Source organism: Variovorax sp. Varisp41, from assembly GCF_047325085.1.
Taxonomy (GTDB): domain Bacteria; phylum Pseudomonadota; class Gammaproteobacteria; order Burkholderiales; family Burkholderiaceae_C; genus Variovorax.
Window position 1 is genome coordinate 3,082,552 of sequence record NZ_CP168540.1, and the last position, 23,788, is coordinate 3,106,339.

General features: G+C 68.8%; 22 protein-coding genes. 14 read left to right on the forward strand and 8 right to left on the reverse strand.

Going from position 1 to position 23,788, the window contains the following annotated elements; all coding sequences use genetic code 11:
* Window positions 1-5: 5 nt before the first annotated feature.
* The 5 genes from ACEN9J_RS14350 to ACEN9J_RS14370 form a co-directional block, all read right to left on the reverse strand.
* Entirely contained in the window at window positions 6-917 is a 912-nt protein-coding gene (locus tag ACEN9J_RS14350) for an ABC transporter permease (protein ID WP_057594095.1), read from the reverse strand.
* Between the two features lie 72 nt (window positions 918-989).
* Window positions 990-2,573 carry an ABC transporter substrate-binding protein gene (locus ACEN9J_RS14355; RefSeq protein WP_261209644.1) on the reverse strand — a complete coding sequence of 528 codons (1,584 nt, stop codon included), beginning with the start codon at window positions 2,571-2,573 and terminating at the stop codon, window positions 990-992.
* Between the two features lie 32 nt (window positions 2,574-2,605).
* Window positions 2,606-3,880 (reverse strand): M20 aminoacylase family protein, encoded by a 1,275-nt coding sequence (locus ACEN9J_RS14360; RefSeq protein ID WP_057594097.1) that lies wholly within the window; start codon window positions 3,878-3,880, stop codon window positions 2,606-2,608.
* Between the two features lies 1 nt (window position 3,881).
* Window positions 3,882-4,862, reverse strand: a complete 981-nt coding sequence (locus ACEN9J_RS14365) for an ABC transporter permease (protein ID WP_057594098.1) — start codon at window positions 4,860-4,862, stop codon at window positions 3,882-3,884.
* A 223-nt stretch (window positions 4,863-5,085) separates the two neighbouring features.
* Window positions 5,086-6,357, reverse strand: a complete 1,272-nt coding sequence (locus tag ACEN9J_RS14370; protein ID WP_296731284.1) for a porin — start codon at window positions 6,355-6,357, stop codon at window positions 5,086-5,088.
* 280 nt (window positions 6,358-6,637) lie between these two features.
* On the opposite strand from ACEN9J_RS14370, the gene coq7 reads away from it, so the two are divergent.
* Window positions 6,638-7,267 (forward strand): 2-polyprenyl-3-methyl-6-methoxy-1,4-benzoquinone monooxygenase, encoded by a 630-nt coding sequence (gene coq7 / locus ACEN9J_RS14375; protein WP_413764409.1) that lies wholly within the window; start codon window positions 6,638-6,640, stop codon window positions 7,265-7,267.
* 12 nt (window positions 7,268-7,279) lie between these two features.
* Here coq7 and ACEN9J_RS14380 read toward each other — a convergent pair whose 3' ends face one another.
* Window positions 7,280-7,729, reverse strand: coding sequence for an OsmC family protein (locus ACEN9J_RS14380; protein WP_057594099.1), 450 nt, complete (start codon window positions 7,727-7,729; stop codon window positions 7,280-7,282).
* A gap of 253 nt (window positions 7,730-7,982) precedes the next feature.
* Here ACEN9J_RS14380 and ACEN9J_RS14385 point away from each other — a divergent pair, with 253 nt between their 5' ends.
* Window positions 7,983-9,272 (forward strand): porin, encoded by a 1,290-nt coding sequence (locus tag ACEN9J_RS14385; protein ID WP_261210123.1) that lies wholly within the window; start codon window positions 7,983-7,985, stop codon window positions 9,270-9,272.
* 199 nt (window positions 9,273-9,471) lie between these two features.
* Here ACEN9J_RS14385 and ACEN9J_RS14390 read toward each other — a convergent pair whose 3' ends face one another.
* The gene (locus tag ACEN9J_RS14390) at window positions 9,472-10,602 is read right to left on the reverse strand and encodes a hypothetical protein (protein ID WP_057594102.1); all 1,131 of its coding nucleotides are present in this window, start codon (window positions 10,600-10,602) and stop codon (window positions 9,472-9,474) included.
* Window positions 10,603-10,672: 70 nt separating this feature from the next.
* Between ACEN9J_RS14390 and ilvA the strand changes: the two genes are divergently transcribed.
* The gene (gene ilvA / locus ACEN9J_RS14395) at window positions 10,673-12,265 is read left to right on the forward strand and encodes a threonine ammonia-lyase, biosynthetic (RefSeq protein ID WP_172705316.1); all 1,593 of its coding nucleotides are present in this window, start codon (window positions 10,673-10,675) and stop codon (window positions 12,263-12,265) included.
* A 51-nt stretch (window positions 12,266-12,316) separates the two neighbouring features.
* Here the strand turns inward: ilvA and ACEN9J_RS14400 are convergent, their stop codons facing one another.
* Window positions 12,317-12,943, reverse strand: a complete 627-nt coding sequence (locus tag ACEN9J_RS14400) for a type II secretion system protein N (protein WP_413764410.1) — start codon at window positions 12,941-12,943, stop codon at window positions 12,317-12,319.
* 50 nt (window positions 12,944-12,993) lie between these two features.
* Between ACEN9J_RS14400 and gspG the strand changes: the two genes are divergently transcribed.
* The 11 genes from gspG to gspF all read left to right on the forward strand — a co-directional run bounded on the left by gspG (window position 12,994) and on the right by gspF (window position 23,759).
* The gene (gene gspG, locus ACEN9J_RS14405) at window positions 12,994-13,434 is read left to right on the forward strand and encodes a type II secretion system major pseudopilin GspG (RefSeq protein ID WP_057594104.1); all 441 of its coding nucleotides are present in this window, start codon (window positions 12,994-12,996) and stop codon (window positions 13,432-13,434) included.
* Window positions 13,409-13,888 (forward strand): prepilin-type N-terminal cleavage/methylation domain-containing protein, encoded by a 480-nt coding sequence (locus ACEN9J_RS14410; protein WP_057594105.1) that lies wholly within the window; start codon window positions 13,409-13,411, stop codon window positions 13,886-13,888. The genes gspG and ACEN9J_RS14410 overlap by 26 nt, the downstream gene beginning before the upstream one ends.
* A complete protein-coding gene (gene gspI / locus ACEN9J_RS14415) occupies window positions 13,885-14,277 on the forward strand; it encodes a type II secretion system minor pseudopilin GspI (protein WP_057594106.1) in 393 nt (130 codons plus the stop codon). Before ACEN9J_RS14410 ends, gspI begins: the two co-directional genes overlap by 4 nt.
* On the forward strand, window positions 14,277-14,987 hold the full coding sequence (locus ACEN9J_RS14420) for a type II secretion system protein J (RefSeq protein ID WP_413764411.1): 711 nt from the start codon (window positions 14,277-14,279) through the stop codon (window positions 14,985-14,987). Before gspI ends, ACEN9J_RS14420 begins: the two co-directional genes overlap by 1 nt.
* Window positions 14,984-15,982: a type II secretion system minor pseudopilin GspK gene (gene gspK, locus ACEN9J_RS14425; protein ID WP_057594108.1), complete on the forward strand. Its 999-nt coding sequence runs from the start codon at window positions 14,984-14,986 to the stop codon at window positions 15,980-15,982. The genes ACEN9J_RS14420 and gspK overlap by 4 nt, the downstream gene beginning before the upstream one ends.
* A gap of 128 nt (window positions 15,983-16,110) precedes the next feature.
* Window positions 16,111-17,322 (forward strand): type II secretion system protein GspL, encoded by a 1,212-nt coding sequence (gene gspL, locus ACEN9J_RS14430; RefSeq protein WP_413764412.1) that lies wholly within the window; start codon window positions 16,111-16,113, stop codon window positions 17,320-17,322.
* Complete coding sequence (gspM, locus tag ACEN9J_RS14435) at window positions 17,319-17,885, forward strand: type II secretion system protein GspM (RefSeq protein WP_057598076.1); 567 nt, start codon at window positions 17,319-17,321, stop codon at window positions 17,883-17,885. Before gspL ends, gspM begins: the two co-directional genes overlap by 4 nt.
* 28 nt (window positions 17,886-17,913) lie before the next feature.
* The gene (gspN, locus tag ACEN9J_RS14440; RefSeq protein WP_057598074.1) at window positions 17,914-18,714 is read left to right on the forward strand and encodes a type II secretion system protein N; all 801 of its coding nucleotides are present in this window, start codon (window positions 17,914-17,916) and stop codon (window positions 18,712-18,714) included.
* Between the two features lie 7 nt (window positions 18,715-18,721).
* Window positions 18,722-21,052, forward strand: a complete 2,331-nt coding sequence (gspD, locus tag ACEN9J_RS14445) for a type II secretion system secretin GspD (RefSeq protein ID WP_413764413.1) — start codon at window positions 18,722-18,724, stop codon at window positions 21,050-21,052.
* Window positions 21,053-21,113: 61 nt separating this feature from the next.
* Window positions 21,114-22,505 carry a GspE/PulE family protein gene (locus tag ACEN9J_RS14450; protein WP_057593767.1) on the forward strand — a complete coding sequence of 464 codons (1,392 nt, stop codon included), beginning with the start codon at window positions 21,114-21,116 and terminating at the stop codon, window positions 22,503-22,505.
* 15 nt (window positions 22,506-22,520) lie between these two features.
* A complete protein-coding gene (gene gspF / locus ACEN9J_RS14455; protein WP_057593768.1) occupies window positions 22,521-23,759 on the forward strand; it encodes a type II secretion system inner membrane protein GspF in 1,239 nt (412 codons plus the stop codon).
* The last annotated feature ends 29 nt before the right edge of the window (window positions 23,760-23,788 follow it).

Consider the following 23,788-nt stretch of genomic DNA (forward strand, 5'->3'; position numbering starts at 1 on the left):
CTTCTTCAGCGCAGCCGCGGGTTGAGCGCATCGCGCAGCCAGTCGCCCAGCAGGTTCACGCTGAGCGCGATCAGCACCAGCATCGCGCCGGGGAACACGGTGATCCACCATTCGCCCGAGAACAGGTACTGGTTGCCGATGCTGATGAGCGTGCCCAGCGAGGGCGAGGTCGGCGGCACGCCGACGCCGAGGAAGGACAGCGTGGCCTCGGTGATGATCGCGGTCGCGACCTGGATCGTGGCCAGCACCATCACCGGCCCGAGCACGTTGGGCAGCACGTGGCGCAGCATGATGCGCAGCGGCGCGACGCCGGTGACGCGCGCGGCCTGCACGTATTCCTTGCTGCGTTCCACCAGCGTGGAGCCGCGCACGGTGCGCGCGTACTGCACCCAGCCGGTCAGCGAGATCGAGATGATGAGCACGCCGAAGGCCAGCGAATCGTTGGCATGCGGGAACAGCGCGCGGCCCACGCCGGCGATCAGCAGCGCGACCAGGATCGGCGGAAACGACAGCATCACGTCGCACAGCCGCATGAGGAAGGTGTCGAGCCAGCCGCCGAAGAAGCCGGCCAAGAGGCCCAGCACGACGCCGACGAAGACCGACAGCACCACCGACACCACGCCGACGATCAGCGAGATGCGCGCGCCGTAGATCACGGCCGAGAGGATGTCGCGGCCCTGATCGTCGGTGCCCAGCAGGTACTTGGCCGAACCGTCGGTGGTCCAGGCCGGCGGCAGGCGCGCATCGCCGAGTTCGAGCGATGCGAGATCGAAGGGGTTGTGCGGCGACACCCAGCCGGCGAACACCGCGCAGAACAGGCAGGTCAGCGCGATCAGCGCCGCGACGATCGCCACCGGCGAGGTGCGGAAGCTGTAGCCGACGTCGCTGTCGAACCAGCGGACTATGGTTTTTTTCATCGTGGAAGCAAAAGGAATGGGCCCGCAAGAAGCGGGCCCATGGTCAGGCCGCAAGAGCAGCGAAGGGCCGCGTCAGGGCTTGACGCTCATCCACTTGAAATACATGAAGTTGTCGGCCAGCTGCACCAGCTCGACCTTCTTGCTCACGCCCCAGGCCAGCGACTGCTGGTGCAGCGGCAGCGTGCCGACGTCGTCCGCATGGATCTTGAAGGCTTCCTTGATCAGCTCGTTGCGCTTGGTCTTGTCGCTCTCGGACTGGATCTTCTTCGTGACCTCGTCGAGCTTCGGATTGCAGTAGGCGCCCAGGTTGAACTGGCCCGTGCCCTTGTCGTCGGGGCAGGAGGTCAGCGAGCTCAGCGCGTTGTGCGAGTCGTAGGTGGTCGGGGTCCAGCCCAGCATGTAGAAGCTGGTGTCGCGGCGCAGGATCTTCGGGAAGTAGGTGCCCTTGGTCTCGGCCACGAGGTTGATCTTGACGCCGATCTTCGCGAGGTTGGCGGCCACGCTCTGGCAGATCTGGCCGTCGTTGACGTAGCGGTCGTTCGGGCAGTTGAGCGAGACCTCGAAGCCGTTCGGATAGCCGGCCTCGGTCAGCAGCTTCTTGGCGGCCTCGACGTCGAAGGGCAGGCGCTTGTCCTGCTCGGCGGTCCAGCCGTTGATGCCGGGGCCGACCAGCAGGCCCGTGGGCCGCGAGGCGCCGCGCATCACGGTGCGCTGGATGCCGGCGATGTCGATGGCCTGGTAGAAGGCCTGGCGAACGCGCTTGTCCTTGAACGGGTTCTTGCCCTTGATGTTCGAGTACTGCAGCTCGTCGCGCTTCTGGTCCATGCCCAGGAAGATGGTGCGCAGCTCGGGGCCGGTGATCACGCGCGCGTTGGGCGCGGCGTTGATGCGCGCGATGTCCTGCACGGGCACCGGCTCCATCACGTCGACCTCGCCCGAGACCAGCGCGGCCACGCGGGTGGCGGGGTTGGCGATCGGCGTGAAGACGATCTCCTGCGCGTTGCCGTCGATCTTGCCCCAGTAGGTGCCGTTGCGCGTGAACACCGTGCGCACGTTCGGCTGGCGCTCGCGCACGCGGAACGGGCCGGTGCCGTTGGCCTTGAACGAGGCCGTGTTCTCGATGCCCTTGCGGCGGTCGACCGGCTTGGTGGCCTGGTTCTCCTCGCACCATTTCTTGCTCATGATCATCGTCAGCGAGATCACGTCGGGCAGGATAGGGAACGGGCCGTTGGTCTCGATCTCGACGGCGAGCTCGCCGACCTTGCGCACGGCCTTGATCTCGCTGAGCGTGGCCTTCATGTCGGAGCCGTCGCCCTGCGCGCGCGCGAAGCTGAACACCACGTCGTCGGCGGTGAACGGCGTGCCGTCGTGGAACACCACGCCCTTGCGCAGCTCGAAGCGCCAGACGTCGGGCGAGGTCTGTTTCCAGCTGGTGGCCAGGAGCGGCGCGAGGCTCAGGTCCTTGTTGCGGCCCACGAGGGTTTCGTAGACGTTCGCCGTCACGCTGAGCTGCAGCGATTCGTTGAGCGAGTGCGGATCGAGCGACAGCGCGTCGCCCTGGTTGGCGATGCGGATGGTCTGCGCGCCGGCGACCATGCTGACGGCGCCCAGGGCGCACACGACCGCGGCCGCGGCCACATTTCTTCTGAGACTCATGGGAAACACTCCTCGGGTTGGGATCAAAACAATCAAGGCGCCGCGGTGGCGGCAGCTCTCTCCGGCTGCCCGCCGCGGGTCGCGGCGAGCGGCATGCCCCGCTCGATCAGCCCCGCGTGCAACGCGGCGCCGAGCGGCAGGATCTCGTCATTGAAGTCGTAGCGGCTGTTGTGCAGGAAGGCGCCGCGGCGCGCGTCCTGGCCCAGGCGCAGGTAGGCACCGGCCTTCTTCTGCAGCATGAACGAGAAGTCCTCGGCGCCCATGCTGGGCTCGAGGCTGCGGTCGACATTGGAGGCGCCGACCAGCGACTCGGCCACGTCGGCCGCGAACATGGCCTCGGGCGCGGTGTTGATGGTGGCCGGGTAGATGCGTTCGTACTTCAGCGTGGCGGTGGCGCCGAAGCCCGCGGCCACGGACTTGCAGAGCTCGCCGAGCCGCTGCTCGACCTGCGCCTGGACGCGCGCGCTGAAGGTTCGCACGGTGCCCACGAGGGTGGCCTCGCCCGGCACCACGCTGAAGGCGCCGAGGTCGCCCGCCTGCATCGCGCAGATGCTGATCACGGCCGCGTCGATGGGCCGCACGTTGCGCGAGACGATGGTCTGCACCGCGGTGATCAGATGCGCCGCCACGGCCACGGGATCGACCGTGAGGTAGGCATGCGCGCCATGGCCGCCCTTGCCCTTGATCTCGATCGTGATGCGGTCGGCCGCGGCCATCATCGCGCCGCGGTTGATGCCGACCGTGCCGGCCGGCATCGCGGGCCAGTTGTGCATGGCATAGACCGACTGCACCGGGAAGCGGTCGAACAGGCCGTCCTCGATCATCACGCGCGCGCCGGCGTAGCCTTCCTCGCCAGGCTGGAAGATCAGCACCGCGGTGCCGTCGAAGTTGCGCGTCTCGGCGAGGTAGCGCGCGGCGCCCACGAGCATCGCCGTGTGGCCGTCGTGGCCGCAGCCGTGCATCAGGCCCTCGGTGCACGAGCGCCAGCCGAAGTCGTTGTCCTCGCGCATCGGCAGTGCGTCCATGTCGGCGCGCAGGCCGATCATGCGGCCGCTCGCGGTGGAGCGGCCGCGGATCACCCCGACCACGCCGGTCTTGCCGATGCCGTCGTGGATCTCGTCGACGCCGCAGGCGCGCAGTGCCTCGCGCACGCGGCCCGAGGTGTAGACCTCCTCGAAGCCCAGTTCGGGATGCGCGTGCAGGTCGCGCCGGAAGGCCTCGATCTCGGGATAGAAGCTCGCGATGTGGGCGAAGGCGCGGCCGTTGGCCTGCAGGCGCGGAGTGGCCGCGGTGGGGGTGGCGCTCATGTCAATGTCCTCCCGCCTTGCCGATGCGCAGCCGTGGATCGACCACGAAATACAGCAGGTCCACGATGAGGTTGATGGTGACGAAGATCAGCGCGATCAGGCACAGGTAGGCGGCCATCACTGGGATGTCGGCGAAGGTCACGGCCTGGATGAACAGCAGGCCCATGCCCGGCCACTGGAACACCGACTCGGTGATGATCGCGAAGGCGATGAGGCCGCCGAGCTGCAGGCCGGTGATGGTCATCACGGGCACCAGCGTGTTCTTGAGCGCATGGCCGAAGTGGATGGCGCGGTTCGAGAGGCCGCGTGCGCGCGCGAACTTGATGTAGTCGGTGCGCAGCACCTCGAGCATCTCGGCGCGCACCAGCCGCATGATCAGCGTGAGCTGGAAGATCGCGAGCGTGATCGCGGGCAGCACGATGTGCATCCAGCCGTCGGGCTTGAGCAGGCCGGTGGACCACCAGCCGATCTGCACGGTGTCGCCGCGGCCGAAGCTCGGGAACCAGCCGAGCGTGACGGCGAAGACCAGGATCAGCAGGATGCCGATCAGGAAGGTGGGCAGCGACACGCCGAGCAGCGAGACGGTCATGAAGACCTGGCTCATGAAGGTACCGCGGCGCAGCGCGGTGTACACGCCCATCGGGATGCCGATCAGCAGCGCGAGCACGGCCGCAACCAGCGCGAGTTCGAGCGTGGCAGGGAAGCGCTCGCCGATCAGGCGCGAGACCTTGGCGCCCTGGCGCAGGCTCAGGCCGAATTCGCCCTGCGCCGCATTCACCAGGAAATGCCAGAACTGCACGAAGAAGGGCCGATCGAGCCCCAGCGCGGAGCGCATTTCGCGGATCTGTTCGGGCCGGGCGTCCTGGCCCAGCAGGAACACGACCGGATCGCCCACGTATTGGAAGAGAAGGAAGGCGATGAACGCGACCGCGACCATCACGATCACGGCCTGGATCAGGCGGCGCAGTACGAAGGCAATCATTCAGTTCTGAAAAAGAGCAGGCATGCTAGCAGTGCAAACTGCGTGCCCGCACGGGGGTTCCCCCGGGGTGCACGCGCTTGGTGCGCATGCGATCTCGCAACGGTGCGCGAGGGTATCCCGGCATCGCCAGGGCCGATGGAATGCCCATGAAAAAAAGCCGCTCGACTTGCGTCGAGCGGCTTTTTGATCTTTCGATTCGAAGCTGGCTTGCGCCAGCATCAAATTAGAAAGCGTGACGGATACCGAAGTCGTAACCCGTGGCGCTCTTCGGAGCGTACGTGTAGCCCGTCAGGGTGCCGTAGGCCGGCGAACCGCCGGTCGTGATGCCCATCACGCCAGGGTTGTTCTGGCCGTCCTTGATGGAGATGCGCGACAGCGTAGCGTACAGAGCCGTACGCTTCGACAGGTTGTGCACATAGCCAACAGCGAACTGGCTGGCGCGGCTGCTACCGTTGTTGTAGAAGTTGAACGGCACGATGGCCGAGTCAGGCTTGTACTTCACTTGCGAGTACGAAGCGCGGATCAGGCCGGGGCCGACGGGGATCGTCGCACCGATCAGAGCGCCGTTGTACTTGTTCGACACGCCTTGCGTCAGCAGGTACGGGAAGCCACCCAGGGTGACCGTCGAGCTCAGGTTGTACGCGTCCTTGACTTGCGACAGTTCACCGAACAGCTTGACGGGACCGAAGTCGTACGAAGCGCCCAGGTTGAAGGTCTTCAGACGATCCTTGCCAGCGACGGTCAGGTCGGTCAGGCTGTCCTTGGTGTCGATGCCGTAGGCGGCTGCGACGTCCAGGGGACCATTCGCGTAGCCGAAGCGGCCACCGATGTAGCGACCCTTCTTCGACGGGCTGCCGTTGAGTTCGTCGGTCTTGACGTTCTCATGCAGAGCGTACTGGAACTGGCCGTAGAAACCGCCCAGGTTCGGGGGCAGGAAGTAGGCGATGGCGTTGCTGGTGCGGACATAGCTGTCCGAGCCTGCGGCGCCGTTCGGCGTACCGCCGTGCGTAGCAGCCAGGTTCACGTTGGTGCGGAAGATCGCGCTCGAACCGACACCGTTGGTGCCGAAGGGGTCGAACACGGTGTCGTTCCAGAACGTGGCGGTGTAGTCACGACCCAGACGGATTTCACCGAAACCACCCGACAGGCTCACGGTCGAGCGGCGAGCGAAGTTGGAGATACCACCCTTGCCGTCGTCGTTCGTGATCGGGGCTTCGAGCCAGAAGCTGGCTGCCAGGCCACCACCGAGGTCTTCCGTACCACGGAAGCCGATGCGGCTGGAGTTGTAGCCCGAGTTCGACAGAGCGGTCTGGCTGCGCTTGAGCGAGCCCGGCACCGTGAACGGAACCGCGAACGGGTTCGTGTAGTACAGATTGCTCTTGGTCGAATAGCCGCTGACTGCAGCGTCAACCACGCCGAACAGCGTCACGGACGATTGCGCCGAGGCAACACCGGCAACAGCCAGGGCAGCCAGAGCAACTAGAGATTTTTTCATTGCAAGTTTCTCCAAGGTTAAACATAGGGCTCCGGCGCGAAGGGCTCACCGTGACTGGCACTTCTGTGCTCCCACCGGACCCCGGGCCAACCTCCTTTTGGGAAGTTGTCGCTATTGCACCAGAGCCGCTGCGGCAGGGCAAAACAATTCGGCCGAAATCTCCTACCCTCCCCGCGTTTCGTTGCAGTGATGCAACAAAGGACTTAGGGCCTTTCCATCTCATGATGTGAAACAAACTTGCCGGAATTGGTGCTTTGGCAAGTTGCGTTCCAATCCCTTCATGACGACTTCGCTCGACCCCCTGCTGACCGCCGCCGATTTCGCGCTGCGGACGCTGTTCGCCCGTCCGCATGCCACCCGCGCGAGCCCCGTCCCCGCCCAGCCCGGCGGGGAATTGAGCGACACGGAGCGGCGCGAGGCCGGCGCGCTGATGCGCGTCAACCATGTCGGGGAAGTGTGCGCGCAGGCGCTCTACACGGCGCAGGCGGCCGTGGCGCGCGATCCCCTGCTGCGCGCGCAACTGCTCGAGGCAGCGCACGAGGAAACGGACCACCTGGCCTGGACGCGCGAGCGCCTGGACGCGCTCGGCGCACGCCCCTCGATGCTCAATCCACTCTGGTACGCGGGTGCTTTCGGGCTTGGCCTGGTCGCCGGGCGGCTCGGCGATCCGCTGAGCCTGGGCTTCGTGGCGGAAACCGAGCGCCAGGTCGAGGCCCACCTGGACAGCCACCTGGACCGGCTCCCCCCCGCGGACAGCGCTTCGCGCGCGGTGGTCGAACAGATGAAGGCCGACGAGGCCCGGCACGCCGACAACGCCGTGGCCGCGGGCGCCGCCGAGCTGCCGCCGCCCGCCAAGGCCCTGATGCGCGTCGCCTCACGGGTGATGACGACCGTGGCGCACCGGATCTGACCCCCGGGAGGATCAGGCTTCGATCAGGTCGAAGCTGGTCGTGATCTCCGCGGTCTTGGCCAGCATGATGCTGGCGGAACAGTAGGTCTCATGGCTGAGAGCGATCGCTCGCTCCACTGCGGAGGCCGGAATTCCCTTGCCGGCCACGGTGAAATGCATGTGGATCTTGGTGAACACCTTGGGATCCTTCTCGGCCCGCTCGCTGGTCAGCTTGACGCTGCAGCGCTCCACCTGGTGGCGGCCGCGCTTGAGGATCAGCACCACGTCGTAGGCCGTGCAACCGCCGGTGCCGGCCAGCACCGTCTCCATGGGACGCGCCGCCAGGTTCTGGCCGCCGTTCTCGGGCTTGGCCGCATCGGGCGCCCCGTCCATCATCAGGACGTGGCCGCTGCCCGTCTCGGCCACGAAGCCCATCGACGAACGCGCGCCCGCATTGCCGGTCCAACTTACAGTGCATTCCATCTTTTTTTGAACTCCGGTTCCGGATGTCTGGCAAAAATCACGCCCGGCATCGTTATCTGTGTGGGAAAAGCGTCACTCGCTTGTTGCATCGCAACAAACAACCGATATACTTTATTTCATTGCGCACCCCGGTGCGTGCAAGTTGTCTCCTCCACCCTTCCAATTGGTGGATTTAGCCCCGAGCCGCAAGGCCCGGGGCTTTTTTCTTGGGCGCCGCGCCCACTCTAGCCATCCGCTCCAAAGGGCAGTTGCTCTGGCTGCCCTGGCTGTTGCCGGTGTTGCCTCGGCCCAGTCTTCCGTCACGTTGTTCGGTGTGGTCGATGCCGCAGTCAGCAACTACTCGACGAAGAGCACCTACTACAGCCCGCTCGCGAACCCCTTCCTGGTGGCACCCGTCGGCGTGAAGCAAAGCCAGACCGCGCTCTCGCGTTCGGGCTACAACTCCAGCCGCCTCGGCTTCCGCGGCACCGAGGACCTCGGCGGCGGCCTGGCCGCCAGCTTCTGGCTCGAGGCCCCCATCAGCAACGACGACGGCTCCAAGGGCGTCGCCGACTTCAGCCGCCGCTCGACCGTGAGCCTGTCGGGTGGTTTCGGTGAAGTCCGCCTCGGTCGCGACTACACCTCGACCTTCTGGAACGACACCGTGTTCGATCCGTTCGGCACCAATGGCGTCGGCACCAACCTCATCGCCACGATCAACAGCAACCTGTCGACCTCGTCCGGCCCCGGCTCCGCCGTGGACAAGACCGACAACTACTACCGCGCCAGCAACAGCATCGGATACTTCCTGCCTCCGAACCTGGGCGGTTTCTACGGCCAGATCCAGTACGCGCTGCACGAGAACGTGAAGTCGAGCGGCCTGCCCGAAAGCCCGTCGACCAAGGGTCGCTACGTCGGCGGCCGCTTCGGCTACGCCAACGGCCCGATCGACGTGGCTGCCGCCTACGGGCAAAGCACCGCCGCCGACAGCGTGACCATCAACAACCTGTCGCTCATCACCGGCTCGCAGGATCGCAAGATCAGCACTTTCAACCTCGGCGCTTCGTACGACTTCGGTCCGGTCAAGCTCTTCGGCGAGGTGTCCCGCGTGAAGGACAAGAACGAAACGGGCGCGAGCTCGAGCTTCGTGAACCCCCTCACGCTGCAGTCGGTCCCCTACTTCGCCACCAGCTCGCAGAGCGACAAGTACAACGGCTACCTGCTGGGCGTGACGGTGCCGGTCGGCCCGGGCCTGATCCGCGCTTCGTACTCGACGGTCAAGTTCAAGAACGGCGCGCCGCTCAGCGTCGCGGAAGCGCTCTTCGGCGGCAACCGCGATGCCTCGGCGAACAAGTTCGCGATCGGCTACGTGCATAACCTGTCGAAGCGCACCGCGCTGTACGCCACGGTGGCTCGCATCCGCATCAAGGACGGCCAGAATAACCCCGGCGTGATGGGCGCGACCACGGGCGGCACCCCCGCTTACCTGGACGCCGCGAAGAACCTCGGCTGGGCTCCGCGCACGGCCACCGGTTACGACATCGGCATCCGCCACGCGTTCTAAGCCGATCTGAAAGAAGCCGATTCCGATGCTGGCTCCCGCCAGATCGAATCCTTCTCATCCCAAGCCGCCCGGTTCGCGCCGGGCGGCTTTTTGGTCGTCTGTGTCGAGCGTTGTGTCGACGCTCTTTCCGAATCCGCCTCTTCCGCGCCTGCGGCGCCGGCCTCAAGGCTCGAGGACTGGCGGGTTCATCGCAGCCCTCTCACACCGTGCGTCCCCGACGGCTTTGCAACAGCCCCACATTCATTTCCCCATTGAGCACCGACGCATAGAAGCGCTCGACCATGTTGACACTCGTTCTTGCATTGCGCGCCAAGGTCAGCATGTCGATGCCCTGCCCATAGAGCAAACGCAACGTGATGGCGGTATGGCGCAGGCAGTAGAGCGTGCGGTCCTGCCCCAGCGGCCCCTTCTCGATGCCTTCGACCTCGAGCACCCAGTGAAAGAGGAAGTTGAGCACCGCGAGCGCGTGCTCGCGGTTCTTGAGCTGCGGCAGGAAGATGTAGTCGTCCGCGCCATCGAAGCCGTGTCGCGCGCGGTGCGCGACGAGGCGTTCGTAGACACGCACCGCGGGCTGCAGGCTCACGATGGGCTGGCTGTGGCGCTTCGTCTCCGGCAGGTTCATGCGCAGGTAGACATGCTTCGCGCGCACCACCTCGATGTGCTTGTGCTTCATGAGCTTGATGTCGCTCGGCCGCACGAAGGTGTTGACCATCCAGCGGATCAGCCACGGCATCTCGTCGGGCATCACCAGCAGTTCGCGCGCGATCCAGAAGCGCTCGCCGGGCGCGAGTGCATCGAGCACGGGATGCGATCGGCCGCGCAACCTGCGCGCCGCGGCGATCAGTGCGCGGTACTCGGCCACGCTGAAGCTTCCGCGCGGCCGGCTGCGCACCTTCACCTTCGGAAACAGCGGCGCTTCGCGCAACACACCGATGTGCACGCCATGCATCACGACCTTGCGCAGCAGCACGAGGTACTGCGCGATCGTCGTGCTCGTGAAGCCCTCGTCGCCGAGCCGATCGATGAGCCGCTGCGCATCGCGAGTGCCGAACGCCTGCGCGGGCAAATCCCCCAGCAGCGGAAGGACATGCGCACGCAATCTGTTGCCCATCACCTGCCAGGTGGCGCGTCCTATCTCCCCACGTTGAACGCGCGCGGCCTCCGCGTGCATCAACTTTTCGGAAAGATCACTGACAGAAATTGATAACAGATTCTGTCCGTCTTTGAACTTTTCGGCGGCCGGTGGGACTGCGGGATAGGTGCGTCCAAAAAAACCGGAATCATTGGCGGCAGGCGCGTTGGGAAAGAGAGTTATGACATTTGTGTCCATGTCATCTCCCGTATGCAATCCCGATGCCTCTTATCATTCGTTGTTAACAAAATTCTCCCCAGGAACAATCGTGCGCCATGCACCCTCGTCGGCACTGACACCTGCTGACTATCTCCGAAAAATTCTCAACGCCCGCGTGTACGACGTGGCGGTCGAATCGGCCCTCGAAAAAGCGCGCGCGCTGAGCGAGCGAATCGGCAACACGGTGCTGCTCAAGCGCGAGGACCAGCAGCCCGTCTTCAGCTTCAAATTGCGCGGTGCCTACAACAAGATGGCGCACCTGAGCGCCGAGCAACTCGCCAACGGCGTGATCTGCGCATCGGCCGGCAACCATGCGCAAGGCGTGGCCCTCGGCGCGCGCAAGCTCGGCGCGCGCGCGGTGGTGGTGATGCCGGTGACGACGCCCAAGCTCAAGATCGATGCGGTGCGCGGCTTCGGCGGCGAGGTCGTGCTGCATGGCGACAGCTATTCCGACGCCTACACGCGCGCGCTCGAACTGCAGGCCGAACAGAAGCTGACCTTCGTCCACCCCTTCGACGATCCCGAGGTGATCGCGGGCCAGGGCACGATCGCGATGGAGATCCTGCGGCAGCACCAGGGCCGGCTCGATGCGGTCTTCGTCGCGATCGGCGGCGGCGGCCTGATCTCGGGCGTGGCCAACTACATCAAGGCCGTGCGTCCCGAGATCAAGGTGATCGGCGTGCAGATGAACGACTCCGACGCGATGATGCGATCGGTCGCGGCGCGCCAGCGCGTGACCTTGTCCGACGTGGGCCTGTTCGCCGACGGCACCGCCGTCAAGCTGGTGGGCGAGGAAACCTTCCGCGTCGCGAGCGACCTGGTGGACGACTACGTCTCGGTCGACACCGACGCGGTCTGCGCCGCGATCAAGGACGTGTTCGTCGACACGCGCAGCATCGTCGAGCCTTCGGGCGCGCTGGCGGTGGCGGCGATCAAGCAGTACGCGGCGCAGCATGGCCGCCATGGCGAGACCTACGCGGCGATCCTCAGCGGCGCGAACATGAACTTCGACCGCCTGCGCTTCGTGGCCGAACGCGCGGAAGTCGGCGAGGAGCGCGAAGCGCTGTTCGCGGTCACGATCCCCGAGGAGCGCGGCAGCTTCCGGCGCCTGTGCGAGCTGGTCGGCCAGATGCCGATCGGCGACGCCGACACGAACGCGGCCACTCCGGGCGGCGGCTTGCGCAACGTGACCGAGTTCAACTACCGCATCAGCGACGCGGCCCAGGCCCATGTCTTCGTCGGCCTCACGACCTCGACGCGCGGCGAGTCGGCGGTCATCGCCAAGGCCTTCGGCGAGAACGGTTTCGACGCGCTCGATCTCACGCACGACGAACTCGCCAAGGAACACCTGCGCCACCTCGTCGGCGGGCGCACCGGCCTCGCGCACGACGAGCGCCTGCTGCGCTTCATCTTCCCCGAGCGTCCCGGCGCGCTGCTCAAGTTCCTGAGCCTGATGCGTCCGAACTGGAACATCAGCCTGTTCCACTATCGCAACCAGGGTGCGGATTACGGCCGCATCCTGGTCGGCCTGCAGGTGCCCGCCGGCGACGGCGAAGCATTCGACGCTTTCCTCGAAACCCTGGGTTATCCCTACGTGGAAGAAACCGCGAACCCCGCGTACCGCCTGTTCCTCCAGGCCTGAAAGAAGAAAACCGGCGCGCTGCCGGTTTTTTTCTTTCCGCCCAACGCGGCGCTACTGCGCGGTCGCCCCGCCCTGCCCGGGCTGCGGCGTTGCCGCCCCGTCTGGCTGCGGCTGCAGCGCGGCGGCGGCAGGCGCCATCGCGGGCATGGTCGCAGGCAGTACGCCAGGATTCGGAGGCGCCTGCATCACGGGTGCCGAACCGATCGGCGGCGGCACGCTCACGTTGATCGGCGCCTTCACCGGCAGCTGCAAGGTGAACGCGGCCGGCGCATCCATCCGCGTGCCCAGCGTCGCCGAGCGCAGTCCGACCGACTGCAGCACGTAGCCCTCGCCGACACGCGAGCCCACGCGGAAGGGCCGCGGCGGCTTGCCGTCGATGGCGATCAGCGCCGCGCCCTGGCTCGAGGGGTCGGCCACCACGCCCGCGAGCGCGAAGCGGCTGGCCGCCTCGGGCGCCACCGGCGCGTTGTTCGAGGCCGGCAGCACGCCGAAGATCCGCGCCACCGCGTCGTTGTCGGCCGCCGCGGCGGGCCGTCCGGCGGCAGCGGCCGCGGCGACGGTCTGCACCGGCGACGCCAGCCGCAGGCCCCAGAACACGGCCGCACCGGCCGCGAGCGCCCACAGGCCCGTGGTTGCGAGGGGCGCATGCCAGCGCGCGGCGGTATAGGGACTTGTCATGGCCGCGGATTATCATGCAGCGCGCTTTCCGAACCATGTCACCGAAATCCATGACCAAACTCCTTCGCGCCGCCACCCGTTCCGCCCAGCGCGGCTTCACGCTGATCGAGCTGATGGTGGTGCTCGTCATCATCGGCGTGCTGGCCGCGCTGATCGTGCCGAACGTGATCGAGCGGGCCGATGACGCCCGCGTGACGGCCGCCAAGACCGACATCAACAACCTGATGCAGGCGCTCAAGCTCTACCGCCTCGACAACCAGCGCTATCCCACGGCCGAACAGGGCCTGCAGGCGCTGCTGGTGCGCCCGACCACCGGCCCGGCGGCCCCCAACTGGAAGCCTTACGTCGAAAAGCTCCCGAACGACCCCTGGGGTCATCCCTACCAGTACATGAACCCAGGCATCAAGGGCGAAATCGACGTGCTCTCGCTCGGCGCCGATGGACAGGCCGGCGGCGAGGGCAAGAATGCCGACATCGGCAGCTGGCAATAGACGCCGCGCCGGCCGCCGGGCCGCGGGCTTCACGCTGATCGAACTGATCGTGGTGATCGCGGTGATCGCGATCGCCACGGCCGGCGTGAGCTTCGCGATGCGCGACAGCGGCCAGGCCCGGCTCGACCGCGAGGCCGACCGCCTCGCCGCGCTGCTCGAATCGGCCCGTGCCCAGTCGCGCGCCAGCGGCATCGCGGTGCGCTGGCGCCTGGTCGAGGGCGGCAGCTTCGTGTTCGACGGCCTGCCGCCCGGCACGCTGCCCAACGGCTGGGCCTCGCAGGGCATGACGGCGCAGGCCTTCTTCGCCAACGGCATTCCGGTCGCGGCGCTGCTGCTCGGCCCCGATCCGATCATCGCGCCCCAGCAGGTGCTGCTGTCCTCCGACGGCCCGCCCGCGCGCACCTTGCGCATCGCGACCGACGGCCTGCGCCCCTTCTCGGTCAGCAATCCATGAGGCAGCGCGCCCCCCGCGCCGCGGCCGCCGCGCGGCGCCGCCGCGGCTTCACGCTGATCGAGGTGCTGATCGCGCTCGGCATCGTCGCGCTCGCGCTGGCCGCGGGCTCCGAGGCGACGATGGCGCTCACTCGCAACGCGCAGCGCCAGTCCGACCTGCTGCTGGCCGACCTGTGCGCCGAGAACGAACTGGCCAAAGCCCGGCTCGCGCGCCAGATGCCGGGGGTGGGCATCTCGGGCTCCATCTGCGCCCAGGCCGGCGCGAGCTTCAACGTGACGACCACCGTGTCCCCCACGCTGAATCCCAATTTCAACCGCGTCGACGTGCAGGTGCGCGACGCGGTCGATGCGCCGATCCTGCGCCTGTCGACGGTGGTGGGGCGCTACTGATGAACCGCAGGCCTGCCCGCACAACCCGCGCCCGCGGCTTCACGCTGATCGAGCTGCTGGTCGCGATCGCGGTGATGGCGCTGCTCGCGCTGGTCAGCTGGCGTGGGCTCGACGGCATGTCGCGCGCCACCTCGCAGAACCAGCTGCGCGCCGACGCGGTGCTCACGCTGCAGACCACGCTGGCGCAATGGAGCACCGACCTCGACGCGGTGGTCGCGCTCGCGCAGACGCGGCCGATCGACTGGGACGGCCGCGTGCTGCGCCTCACGCGCAGCGGCGGCGACGCCGCCAACCCCGGCGTGCTGGTGGTGGCCTGGACGCTGCGCGCCGGCCCCGACGGCGTGCGCTGGCGCCGCTGGCAGTCGCCGCCCTTCAGCACCCGTGGCGCCTGGCAGCAGGCCTGGACCCAGGCCGCCGCGTGGGCGCAGGAAAACGGCGGTGCGCAAGGCAGCTACGGCGGCCCCAACGGCTTCAGCGACACGGTGCTGATCCCGGTGCAGAGCTGGCAGCTCTACTACTTCCGCAACGACGTCTGGGTGCCCGCGAGCGAACTGCAGGCCACGCCAGCCAATCCGCAGGCCCCGACCGGCTCGATCGTCAGCATGCCCGACGGCGTTCGGCTGGTGCTCACCCTGCCGCCGGGCGACGGCCTCTCGGGCACGCTCACGCGCGACTGGGTGCGGCCCACCGTGGGATCGCAACGCTCATGACGCCACGCCACCACCAACGCCATCGGCAGGCCGGCGCCGCGCTGCTGGCCGCGATGCTCACCGTGACGCTGGTCGCCACCTTCGCCGCCGCCGCGCTGTGGCAGCAGTGGCGCGCGTCCGAGGTCGAATCGGCCGAGCGCGCGCGCGTGCAGGCGGCCTGGGTGCTGGTCGGCGCGCTCGACTGGTCGCGCCTGATCCTGCGCGAGGACGGCCGCGCCGGCGGCCCCGACCACCTGGCCGAGCCCTGGGCCGTGCCGCTCGAGGAAGCGCGGCTCACCAGCTTCCTGGCGGCCGACAAGAACGTCTCGAGCGACCAGCTCGAGGGCCTGCCCGATGCCTTCCTCTCGGGCCGCATCGTCGATGCGCAGTCCAAGCTCAACGTGCTGACGCTGGTGAATGCGGGCAAGCCGGTGCCAGCGGCGGTCGCCGCCTTCACCAAGCTGTTCGGATTGCTGAACCTGCCGGGCGCCGAACTCAACGCGATGGTCGCCTCGCTGACGCGCACCCTGAACACCACCACCGATGCCTCGGCCGGCGCACCGGCCGACGACGGCGCCAGCGCGCCGCTGATGCCGCAGGAGGTGTCGCAGCTCGTGTGGCTCGGCCTCTCGCCTGCGACCGCGGCCGCGCTCGAGCCCTACGTCACGGTGCTGCCGATCCGAACGCCGATCAACCTCAACACGGCGTCCGCCGAAGTCATTGCCGCAAGCCTGCCCTCGCTCACCATCGCCAACGCGCGCCAGCTGGTGGAACGACGCACGCGCACGTACTTCAAGACCTTCGCGGACGCCAATGCCGGTCTGCCCGCCGACGGCGGCCTGTTCAACGCCGAGCAGCACGGCGTCGCCACGCAGTTCTTCGAGGTCTACGGCCGCCTGCGCATCGACCGCACCTGGGTCGACGAGCGTTCGCTGCTGCAACGCGATGGCGTCACCGTCAAGACCTTGTGGCGTACGCGCGGCACCGGCGCCACCTACACCTCGGTCAAACCCTGAGGCCCGTTACATTTTTCCGAGCATAAAAGCCTTCCAACGCCCGTCACATCTGTCAGGTACGCTATGAAAAACGTAGTGCGCCTTTGTAAGACGCCCACCTACAATCACCGGCTTTTCCCCACACCCCCATGACCCCGCTGCTGCTCATCGCTCCCCTGCCTCCGGCCGACGCCGCGGGCGAGTACGACTGGGCCCAGGCCGGCGACGACGGCATCGTGCTGCGCGACCATGGCCGCGCACTGCTCGCGCTGCTGCCCTCGGGCAGCGAGGTCACGCTCGGCGTGCCGTCGACCGCGCTCTCGTGGCACCGCGTCACGCTGCCCAAGGGCAGCATGGGCAGCGCCTCCAAGCTGCGCGCCGTGCTCGACGGCCTGCTCGAGGAACACCTGCTCGACGACCCCGAGGCGCTGCACTTCGCCCTCGAGCCCGAGGCGCGCGCCGGCGATCCGGTGTGGGTCGCGGCCTGCAACCGCATCTGGCTGCGCTCGGTGGTGCAGGCGCTCGAGGCCAGCGGCCGGCGCGTCACCCGCATCGTTCCCGAGTTCGCGCCGCAGCCGGCCGACGGCCCGCCGCAGTTGCTGATCACCGGCGAGCCCGAAGCCCCGCAGCTCACGGTCTGCGACGCCGACGGCGTGGTCTCGCTGCCGCTCGCGGGCGCCGGCCTCGCACTCTCGGCCGGCCTGCCGGCCGACACCGCCGTGATCTCGGCCGAGCCGGCCGTGGCCGCGGCGGCCGAACGGCTGCTCGAGCAACGCGTGCCGATCGTGCAGGCGCCGCAGCGCTGGCTGCAGGCCGCGCGCTCGCGCTGGGAGCTCGCGCAGTTCGACCTCGCGGTCACGGGCCGCGCGCGCGCCGGCAAGAAATTCGCCTCCGTGGTCCAGACCCTGCGCTACGCGCCCGAATGGCGCGCCGCGCGCTGGGGCGCGGTGGTGCTGGTGCTGGTGCAGCTCGTCGGCCTCAACGCCTGGGCCTGGAAGGAGCGCAGCGCGCTCGAGGCCAAACGCGAAGCCGTCAAGGGCGTGCTCACGCAGACCTTCCCCGCCGTCAAGCTGGTGGTCGACGCGCCGGTGCAGATGCAGCGCGAAGTCGCCGCGCTGCAGCTCGCCGTGGGCGACGTGACCAGCGGCGACTTCGAACCCATGCTCGGCGCGCTCGCCGGCAATCTTCCGCCGGACCGCGTGCCGAGCGCCATCGACTACGTGGCCGGCCAGTTGCGTCTGCGCGGCCTCGGGCTGCAGCCCTCCGAGGTTTCGCAGCTCACGTCCGCGATGGCGCCGCGCGGCTACGGCGTGCGCACCGAGGGCGATCTGCTGCTGGTACAGGCCGAGGCCACCCGATGAAATTCACCGAAGAACTCAAGGCCCGCTGGGCCGTCCTCGCGATGCGCGAGCGCCGCATGGTGATCGCCGCCGTCTCGCTGGTGGCGCTGGCCCTGCTGTGGTGGATCGCGCTCGCGCCCGCGCTGCGCACCCTCTGGGCCGCGCCGGCCGAGCACGCGAAGCTCGACGCGCAGCTGCAGCAGATGGCCACCCTGCAGAACCGCGCCAAGGCGCTGCAGTCGCAACCGCGGCTGGCGCGCGACGACGCGCTGCGCGCGCTCGAGACCTCGGTGCGCCAGGGCATCGGCGCCAGCGGCCAGCTGATGACCGGTGGCGGCGGCTCCGGCGACGTCGCCACCGTCACGCTGCGTCCCACCGCCGCCGACGCGCTCGCGCAATGGCTCGCGCAGGCGCGCGGCAATGCGCATGCGGTGCCGCGCGAGGCGCATCTCACGCGCGCCGTCGCCGCCACGCCGACCCCGCCCACCGGCCCGGCGCAGGCCGCCGCGCGCGACAAGACGCCCGAGCCGCCGCAGATCCGCTGGGAGGGCACCCTCGTCATGACGCTGCCGGCCGCGCGATGAGCCGCCCCCTCCACCGGTGCCCCCGTCCATGCTGACGCGCGCCCCGCTGTCTTCCCCCAAGCCGCGCCGCGGCTGGCGCTGGGCCGTGCTCGGCATCGTCGTCGGCGCGCTGGTCGCGCTGGTGCTGTTCGCGCCCGCGCGCTGGCTCGCGGCCGGCCTCTCGAGCTGGAGCGAGGGCCGGCTGCTGCTGGTCAATCCGCGCGGCACGGTCTGGAACGGCGCCGCGGCCGTGGTGTTCGCGAGCGGCGCGGGCGGCGGCGAAGCCGTCTCGCTGCCCGGCACGCTCAACTGGCGCCTGCGGCCGGGCTGGGGCGGCGTGTCGGCCTCGCTCGACCTGCCCTGCTGCGCCGCCCAGCCGCTCGAACTGCGCGCCGGCCCGCGCGCCGGCGGCGTGCAGATCGACTGGGGCGATGGCCGCTCGCGCTGGCCCGCCACCATGCTCAGCGGCCTCGGCGCGCCCTGGAACACGCTCAAGCTCGAAGGCACGCTCGACCTCTCGACGCGCGCCTTCTCGCTGCGCACCGACGGCCCGGTGCTGCGCATCGCGGGCCAGGCCACGCTCGACGCCACCGACGTTTCCTCCAGCCTCTCGACCCTGCGGCCGATGGGCAGCTACCGCCTCGCGCTCGAGGGCGGCAACCGCCCCTCGCTGCTGCTGAGCACGCGCCAGGGCAGCCTCGAGCTCAACGGCAGCGGCAGCTGGAACGGCACCGCATTCCGCTTCAACGGCGAGGCCAGTGCCGCGCCGGGCAGCGAAGACGCTCTCTCCAACTTGTTGAACATCATCGGGCGGCGCGACAACGCGCGCTCGATCATCACCCTGGGTTGACCTGACCATGACGACGCCCCTGAGCTCCTTCCCCCGCGCCCCCCGTGGCCTGGTCGCGCATGCGGTCCGGCTGCTGATCGCCGCCACCTTCCTGCAGGCCGCGCCGCTCGCGCTGATGCCGGCCTTCGCGCAGGGCGAGGCGCCACGCCGCGGCGAGCCGATCACGCTGAACTTCGCCAACGCCGACATCGAGGCCGTGGCGCGCACCATGGCGGTGGTCACGGGACGCGACGTGGTGGTCGATCCGCGCGTGAAGGGCACGATGAACCTCGTGACCGACCGCGCGATCCCGCCCTCGGCCGCCTTCAACCAGTTCGCCTCGGCGCTGCGGCTGCAGGGCTTCGCGGTGGTCGAGGCCGACGGCCTCTACAAGATCGTGCCCGAGGCCGACGCCAAGCTGCAGACCAGCACCGTCACCACCACCACGGGCGGCACCGCCGCGGTGGCGGGCAACCAGATCATCACGCAGATCTTCCGCCTCAACTACGAGTCGCCGAACAACCTGCTGCCGGTGCTGCGGCCGCTGATCCCGCCGAACAACACCATCAACGTGAACCCGGGCAACAACTCGCTCGTGATCACCGACTACGCCGAGAACATGCGCCGCCTCGCGCGCATCATCGCGGCGCTCGACGTGCCCAACGCCTCCGACATCGACGTGATCCCGCTCAAGCACTCGATCGCCACCGACATCGTGCCGCTGATCCAGCGCCTGGTCGACGGCGGCGGCGCCACCGGCCAGCCCGGCGCGGCCGCGGCCCCGGGCGGCACGGATGCCTCGTTCCGCACCACGCTAATGGCCGATCCGCGCAGCAACGCGCTGATCCTGCGCGCGGCCAACCCGGCGCGCGCGGCGCTGGTGCGCACGCTGGTCGAGAAGCTCGACCGACCCGCCATCGACAGCAGCAACGGCGCGGCCGGCAACATCTACGTGGTCTACCTGAAGAACGCCGACGCGGTACGGCTCGCGGCCACGCTGCGCGCGGCGATGGCGGCGGCGCAGACCAACAACCAGGGCCAGCCCGGCGCGACCGGCGGCGCCGGCGCGGCCGCGGCACAGTCGCAACCCAACCTGTCGGCCGCCATGCCGGTCAACTTCGGCAACAGCAACTCGCAGAACGGCAGTTCGCCGCAGGCGAGCGCGCCGCTCAACAACGCCAACCAGCCCTCGACCGGCGGCCAGATCCAGGCCGACCCGTCGACCAACTCGCTGATCATCACCGCGCCCGAGCCGCAGTACCGCCAGATGCGCGCCGTGATCGACAGGCTCGACGGCCGCCGCGCCCAGGTCATGATCGAGGCGCTGGTGGTCGAGGTGAACGCGACCAAGGCCGCGCAGTTCGGCGTGCAATGGCAGAGCGCGCTCGGCAACAACGCGGTGCTCGGCACCAACTCGAGCCTGACCGGCACCAACCTGCTGGCGCTCACGGCGGCGATCGCCACGCGCAACCCGCAGGGCATCTCGCTGCCGCAGGGCTTCAACATCGGCATCGGCGGCAAGATCGGCGGCCACTACGTGCTGGGCGCCATCGCCAACTTCTTCGCCAGCGACAACGACACGAACGTGCTGTCCACGCCGAACCTGCTGACGCTGGACAACGAGGAGGCCAAGATCGTGATCGGCCAGAACGTGCCCTTCCCGACCGGCTCCTACTCGAACCCCACCACGGGCGGCCTCAACCCCTTCACCACCGTCGAACGCAAGGACGTCGGCCTCACGCTGCGCGTGCGCCCGACCATCAACGAGAACGGCACCGTGAAGATGAGCATCTTCCAGGAGATCTCGACCGTGCTGCCCGGCAGCCTGACCGACCCGAACGGCCCCACCACCAACAAGCGCTCGCTCGAATCGAGCGTGCTGGTGGAAGACGGCGGCCTCGTCATGCTGGGCGGCCTGCTGTCCGACAACTACGGCAACAAGATCGAGAAGGTGCCGCTGGCCGGCGACATCCCGGTCGTGGGCAACCTGTTCAAGAACGAGACCCGCTCGCGCGAGAAGAACAACCTTATGATGTTCCTGCGCCCGGTCGTGATGCGCGACGCCGCCTCCACCGAGGCCTTCGCCTTCGACCGCTACGACCAGATCCGCGCCCTGCAGGTCCAGGCCCAGCCCGACACCGGCAACCCGATGCTCAACAAGGTCGACGCCGCGCCGATCCTGCCCGACACGCCGCTGACGCGCGCGCCGCGCGCTCCCTCGGGCAGCCTGCGCGAGGAAGGCACGCAGCTGATCCCGCCGCCGATCCCCGCGCCCGACAACCGCAAGCTGCCGGCCAGCCCGTTGCGCGGCGCCCTGCCGCCCACCGCCGACCCGGCCACGCAACGCGAAATGCCCTGAGGCCCGAAGGCCGCCCGCCCCGCTCGAACCACGCACCGACCACGCCCCGCCGACCCGCCCCATGCGCTATCCCCTGCCCTACGCCTTCGCCCGCAGCCAGCAACTGCTGCTCGAGGAAGCCGACGACGGCCGTTACACGCTGTGGATGTCGAGCCACCCCGCGCGCAGCGCCGTCGGCGAGGTCACGCGCAAGTACGGCGTGCAGGCCTTCGAGGTGCTGGCCGACGGCCCGCTCGCGCAGCGCATCAGCGCCGCCTACGCCCAGGGCGAATCGAGCGCCGCCGCGGTGGTCAGCGAAGTGCAGAGCGACGCCGACCTCTCGCGCATGATGCAGGAGCTGCCGGCGGTCGAGGACCTGCTGGAAAGCGCGGGCGACGCGCCCATCATCCGCATGCTCAACGCGCTGCTCACGCAGGCCGCGCGCGACGGCGCCAGCGACATCCACATCGAGCCCTACGAGCGCACGTCGTCGGTGCGCTTTCGCATCGACGGCACGCTGCGCGAGGTGGTGCAGCCCAACCGCGCGCTGCATGCCGCGCTGATCTCGCGCCTGAAGATCATGGCCGACCTCGACATCTCCGAGAAGCGGCTGCCGCAGGACGGGCGCATCTCGCTGCGCATCGGCACGCGCGCGGTCGACGTGCGGGTGTCGACGCTGCCGAGCGCGCACGGCGAACGCGCCGTGCTGCGCCTGCTCGACAAGAGCGAGTCGAAGCTCACGCTCGAATCGGTGGGCATGCTGGGCGACACGCTGGAGCGCTTCGAGAAGCTGATCACGCAGCCGCACGGCATCATCCTCGTGACCGGCCCCACCGGCTCGGGCAAGACCACCACGCTGTATGCCGCGCTGGCCCGGCTCGATGCGAGCCGCAGCAACATCATGACGGTGGAAGACCCGATCGAGTACGAGCTGCCGGGCGTGGGCCAGACCCAGATCAACGCCAAGATCGAGCTCACCTTCGCCAAGGCCCTGCGCGCCATCCTGCGGCAGGACCCGGACGTGATCATGATCGGCGAAATCCGCGACTTCGAGACCGCGCAGATCGCGATCCAGGCCTCGCTCACCGGCCACCTGGTGCTGGCCACGCTGCACACCAACGACTCGGTCAGCGCCGTCACGCGTCTCACCGACATGGGCGTCGAGCCCTTCCTGCTGAGTTCCTCGCTGCTGGGCGTGCTCGCGCAGCGGCTGGTGCGCAAGGTCTGCACCAGCTGCGGCGGCGCCGGCTGCGAGGCCTGCGGCCAGACCGGCTACCAGGGCCGCACCGGCATCTTCGAGCTGCTGGTGGCCGACGAGACCATCCAGGGCCTGATCCACAGCAAGGCGGCCGAGAGCGAGCTGCTCAAGGCCGGCGCGCAGGGCGGCCTGCGCCTGATGCGCGAGGACGGCGAACGGCTGGTGCAGGCCGGCATCACCTCGCGCGCCGAGCTCCTGCGCGTCACGCGCGACTAGCGCGCGAGTTCCGCCATGCCCGCCTATTCCTTCGAAGCCATCGATGCCGCCGGCCAGTCGCGCGAAGGCGTGCTCGAAGCCGACACCGCGCGCAGCGCGCGCAGCATGCTGCGCGCCCAGGCGCTGATCCCGCTGTCGGTCAAGCCGGTCGGCAGCGACCACGTCAACGGCACCGGCCAGGCGAGCGGCCTGTCGCGCTGGCTCGGCGGCGGCAAGCGGGTCTTCAATTCCACCGGCCTCGCGGTCTGGACGCGCCAGCTCGCGGGCCTGGTCTCCTCGGGCCTGCCGCTCGAGCGCGCGCTCACGGCGCTCACGGACGAGGCCGAATCGGAACAGCAACGCAACCTCGTGGCCTCGCTGCGCGCGGAGGTCAACGCCGGCTCGCCATTCGCGCGCGCGCTGTCGGCGCATTCGCGCGAGTTCTCGCCGATCTACACCGCCGTGATCGGCGCCGGCGAGCAGAGCGGCAACCTCGGCCTGGTGCTCGACCGCCTGGCCGACGATCTCGAGGAACGCCAGGCGCTGCAGCAGAAGCTGGTCGGCGCGGCGCTCTACCCGGCCATCGTCACGCTGGTGGCGATCGTGATCGTGATCTTCCTCGTGAGCTACGTGGTGCCGCAGGTGGCGCAGGTGTTCGCGGGCACCAAGCGCTCGCTGCCCTTCCTCACCACCGTGATGCTGGGCCTCAGCGCCGCGGTGCGCAACTACGGCTGGTGGATGCTCGGCGCCGTGCTGCTGGCCGCCATCGGCGCGCGGCTGGCGCTGGCGCAGGAGGCCTTCCGCCTCAAGTTCGACGCCGCCTGGCTCAAGCTGCCGCTGGTGGGCAAGCTCGCGCGCGGCTACAACGCGGCGCGCTTCGCGAGCACGCTCGCCATGCTGGCCACCGCCGGCGTGCCGATCCTGCGCGCGCTGCAGGCCGCCGCCGAGACCCTGAGCAACCGCGCCATGCGCGCCGACGCGCTCGATGCGCTGGTGCTGGTGCGCGAGGGCGCGCCGCTGGCCTCGGCGCTGGCGCAGAAGAAACGCTTTCCGGGCCTGGTGTCGATGTTCGCGCGGCTCGGCGAGCAGACCGGCACGCTGCCGCTGATGCTGCAGCGCGCCTCCAACCAGCTCGGCGCCGAAGTGCAGCGCCGTGCCATGCACCTGGCCACCATCCTCGAGCCGCTGCTGATCGTGGCGATGGGCGGCGTGGTGATGCTGATCGTGCTGGCCGTGATGCTGCCGATCATCCAGCTCAACCAGTTCGTGAAGTAGCGCCCGCGCGCGGTCCGGCCGCGGGCAAG

Excerpts from the sequence above, each read along its gene's own strand:
- ACEN9J_RS14350 (WP_057594095.1), bottom strand. The coding sequence starts at position 917 with ATGAAAAAAACCATAGTCCGCTGGTTCGACAGCGACGTCGGCTACAGC.
- ACEN9J_RS14355 (WP_261209644.1), bottom strand. The coding sequence starts at position 2,573 with ATGAGTCTCAGAAGAAATGTGGCCGCGGCCGCGGTCGTGTGCGCCCTG.
- ACEN9J_RS14360 (WP_057594097.1), bottom strand. The coding sequence starts at position 3,880 with ATGAGCGCCACCCCCACCGCGGCCACTCCGCGCCTGCAGGCCAACGGC.
- ACEN9J_RS14365 (WP_057594098.1), bottom strand. The coding sequence starts at position 4,862 with ATGATTGCCTTCGTACTGCGCCGCCTGATCCAGGCCGTGATCGTGATG.
- ACEN9J_RS14370 (WP_296731284.1), bottom strand. The coding sequence starts at position 6,357 with ATGAAAAAATCTCTAGTTGCTCTGGCTGCCCTGGCTGTTGCCGGTGTT.
- coq7 (WP_413764409.1), top strand. The coding sequence starts at position 6,638 with ATGACGACTTCGCTCGACCCCCTGCTGACCGCCGCCGATTTCGCGCTG.
- ACEN9J_RS14380 (WP_057594099.1), bottom strand. The coding sequence starts at position 7,729 with ATGGAATGCACTGTAAGTTGGACCGGCAATGCGGGCGCGCGTTCGTCG.
- ACEN9J_RS14390 (WP_057594102.1), bottom strand. The coding sequence starts at position 10,602 with ATGGACACAAATGTCATAACTCTCTTTCCCAACGCGCCTGCCGCCAAT.
- ACEN9J_RS14400 (WP_413764410.1), bottom strand. The coding sequence starts at position 12,943 with ATGACAAGTCCCTATACCGCCGCGCGCTGGCATGCGCCCCTCGCAACC.
- gspG (WP_057594104.1), top strand. The coding sequence starts at position 12,994 with ATGACCAAACTCCTTCGCGCCGCCACCCGTTCCGCCCAGCGCGGCTTC.
- ACEN9J_RS14410 (WP_057594105.1), top strand. The coding sequence starts at position 13,409 with ATGCCGACATCGGCAGCTGGCAATAGACGCCGCGCCGGCCGCCGGGCC.
- gspI (WP_057594106.1), top strand. The coding sequence starts at position 13,885 with ATGAGGCAGCGCGCCCCCCGCGCCGCGGCCGCCGCGCGGCGCCGCCGC.
- ACEN9J_RS14420 (WP_413764411.1), top strand. The coding sequence starts at position 14,277 with ATGAACCGCAGGCCTGCCCGCACAACCCGCGCCCGCGGCTTCACGCTG.
- gspK (WP_057594108.1), top strand. The coding sequence starts at position 14,984 with ATGACGCCACGCCACCACCAACGCCATCGGCAGGCCGGCGCCGCGCTG.
- gspL (WP_413764412.1), top strand. The coding sequence starts at position 16,111 with ATGACCCCGCTGCTGCTCATCGCTCCCCTGCCTCCGGCCGACGCCGCG.
- gspM (WP_057598076.1), top strand. The coding sequence starts at position 17,319 with ATGAAATTCACCGAAGAACTCAAGGCCCGCTGGGCCGTCCTCGCGATG.
- gspN (WP_057598074.1), top strand. The coding sequence starts at position 17,914 with ATGCTGACGCGCGCCCCGCTGTCTTCCCCCAAGCCGCGCCGCGGCTGG.
- gspD (WP_413764413.1), top strand. The coding sequence starts at position 18,722 with ATGACGACGCCCCTGAGCTCCTTCCCCCGCGCCCCCCGTGGCCTGGTC.
- ACEN9J_RS14450 (WP_057593767.1), top strand. The coding sequence starts at position 21,114 with ATGCGCTATCCCCTGCCCTACGCCTTCGCCCGCAGCCAGCAACTGCTG.
- gspF (WP_057593768.1), top strand. The coding sequence starts at position 22,521 with ATGCCCGCCTATTCCTTCGAAGCCATCGATGCCGCCGGCCAGTCGCGC.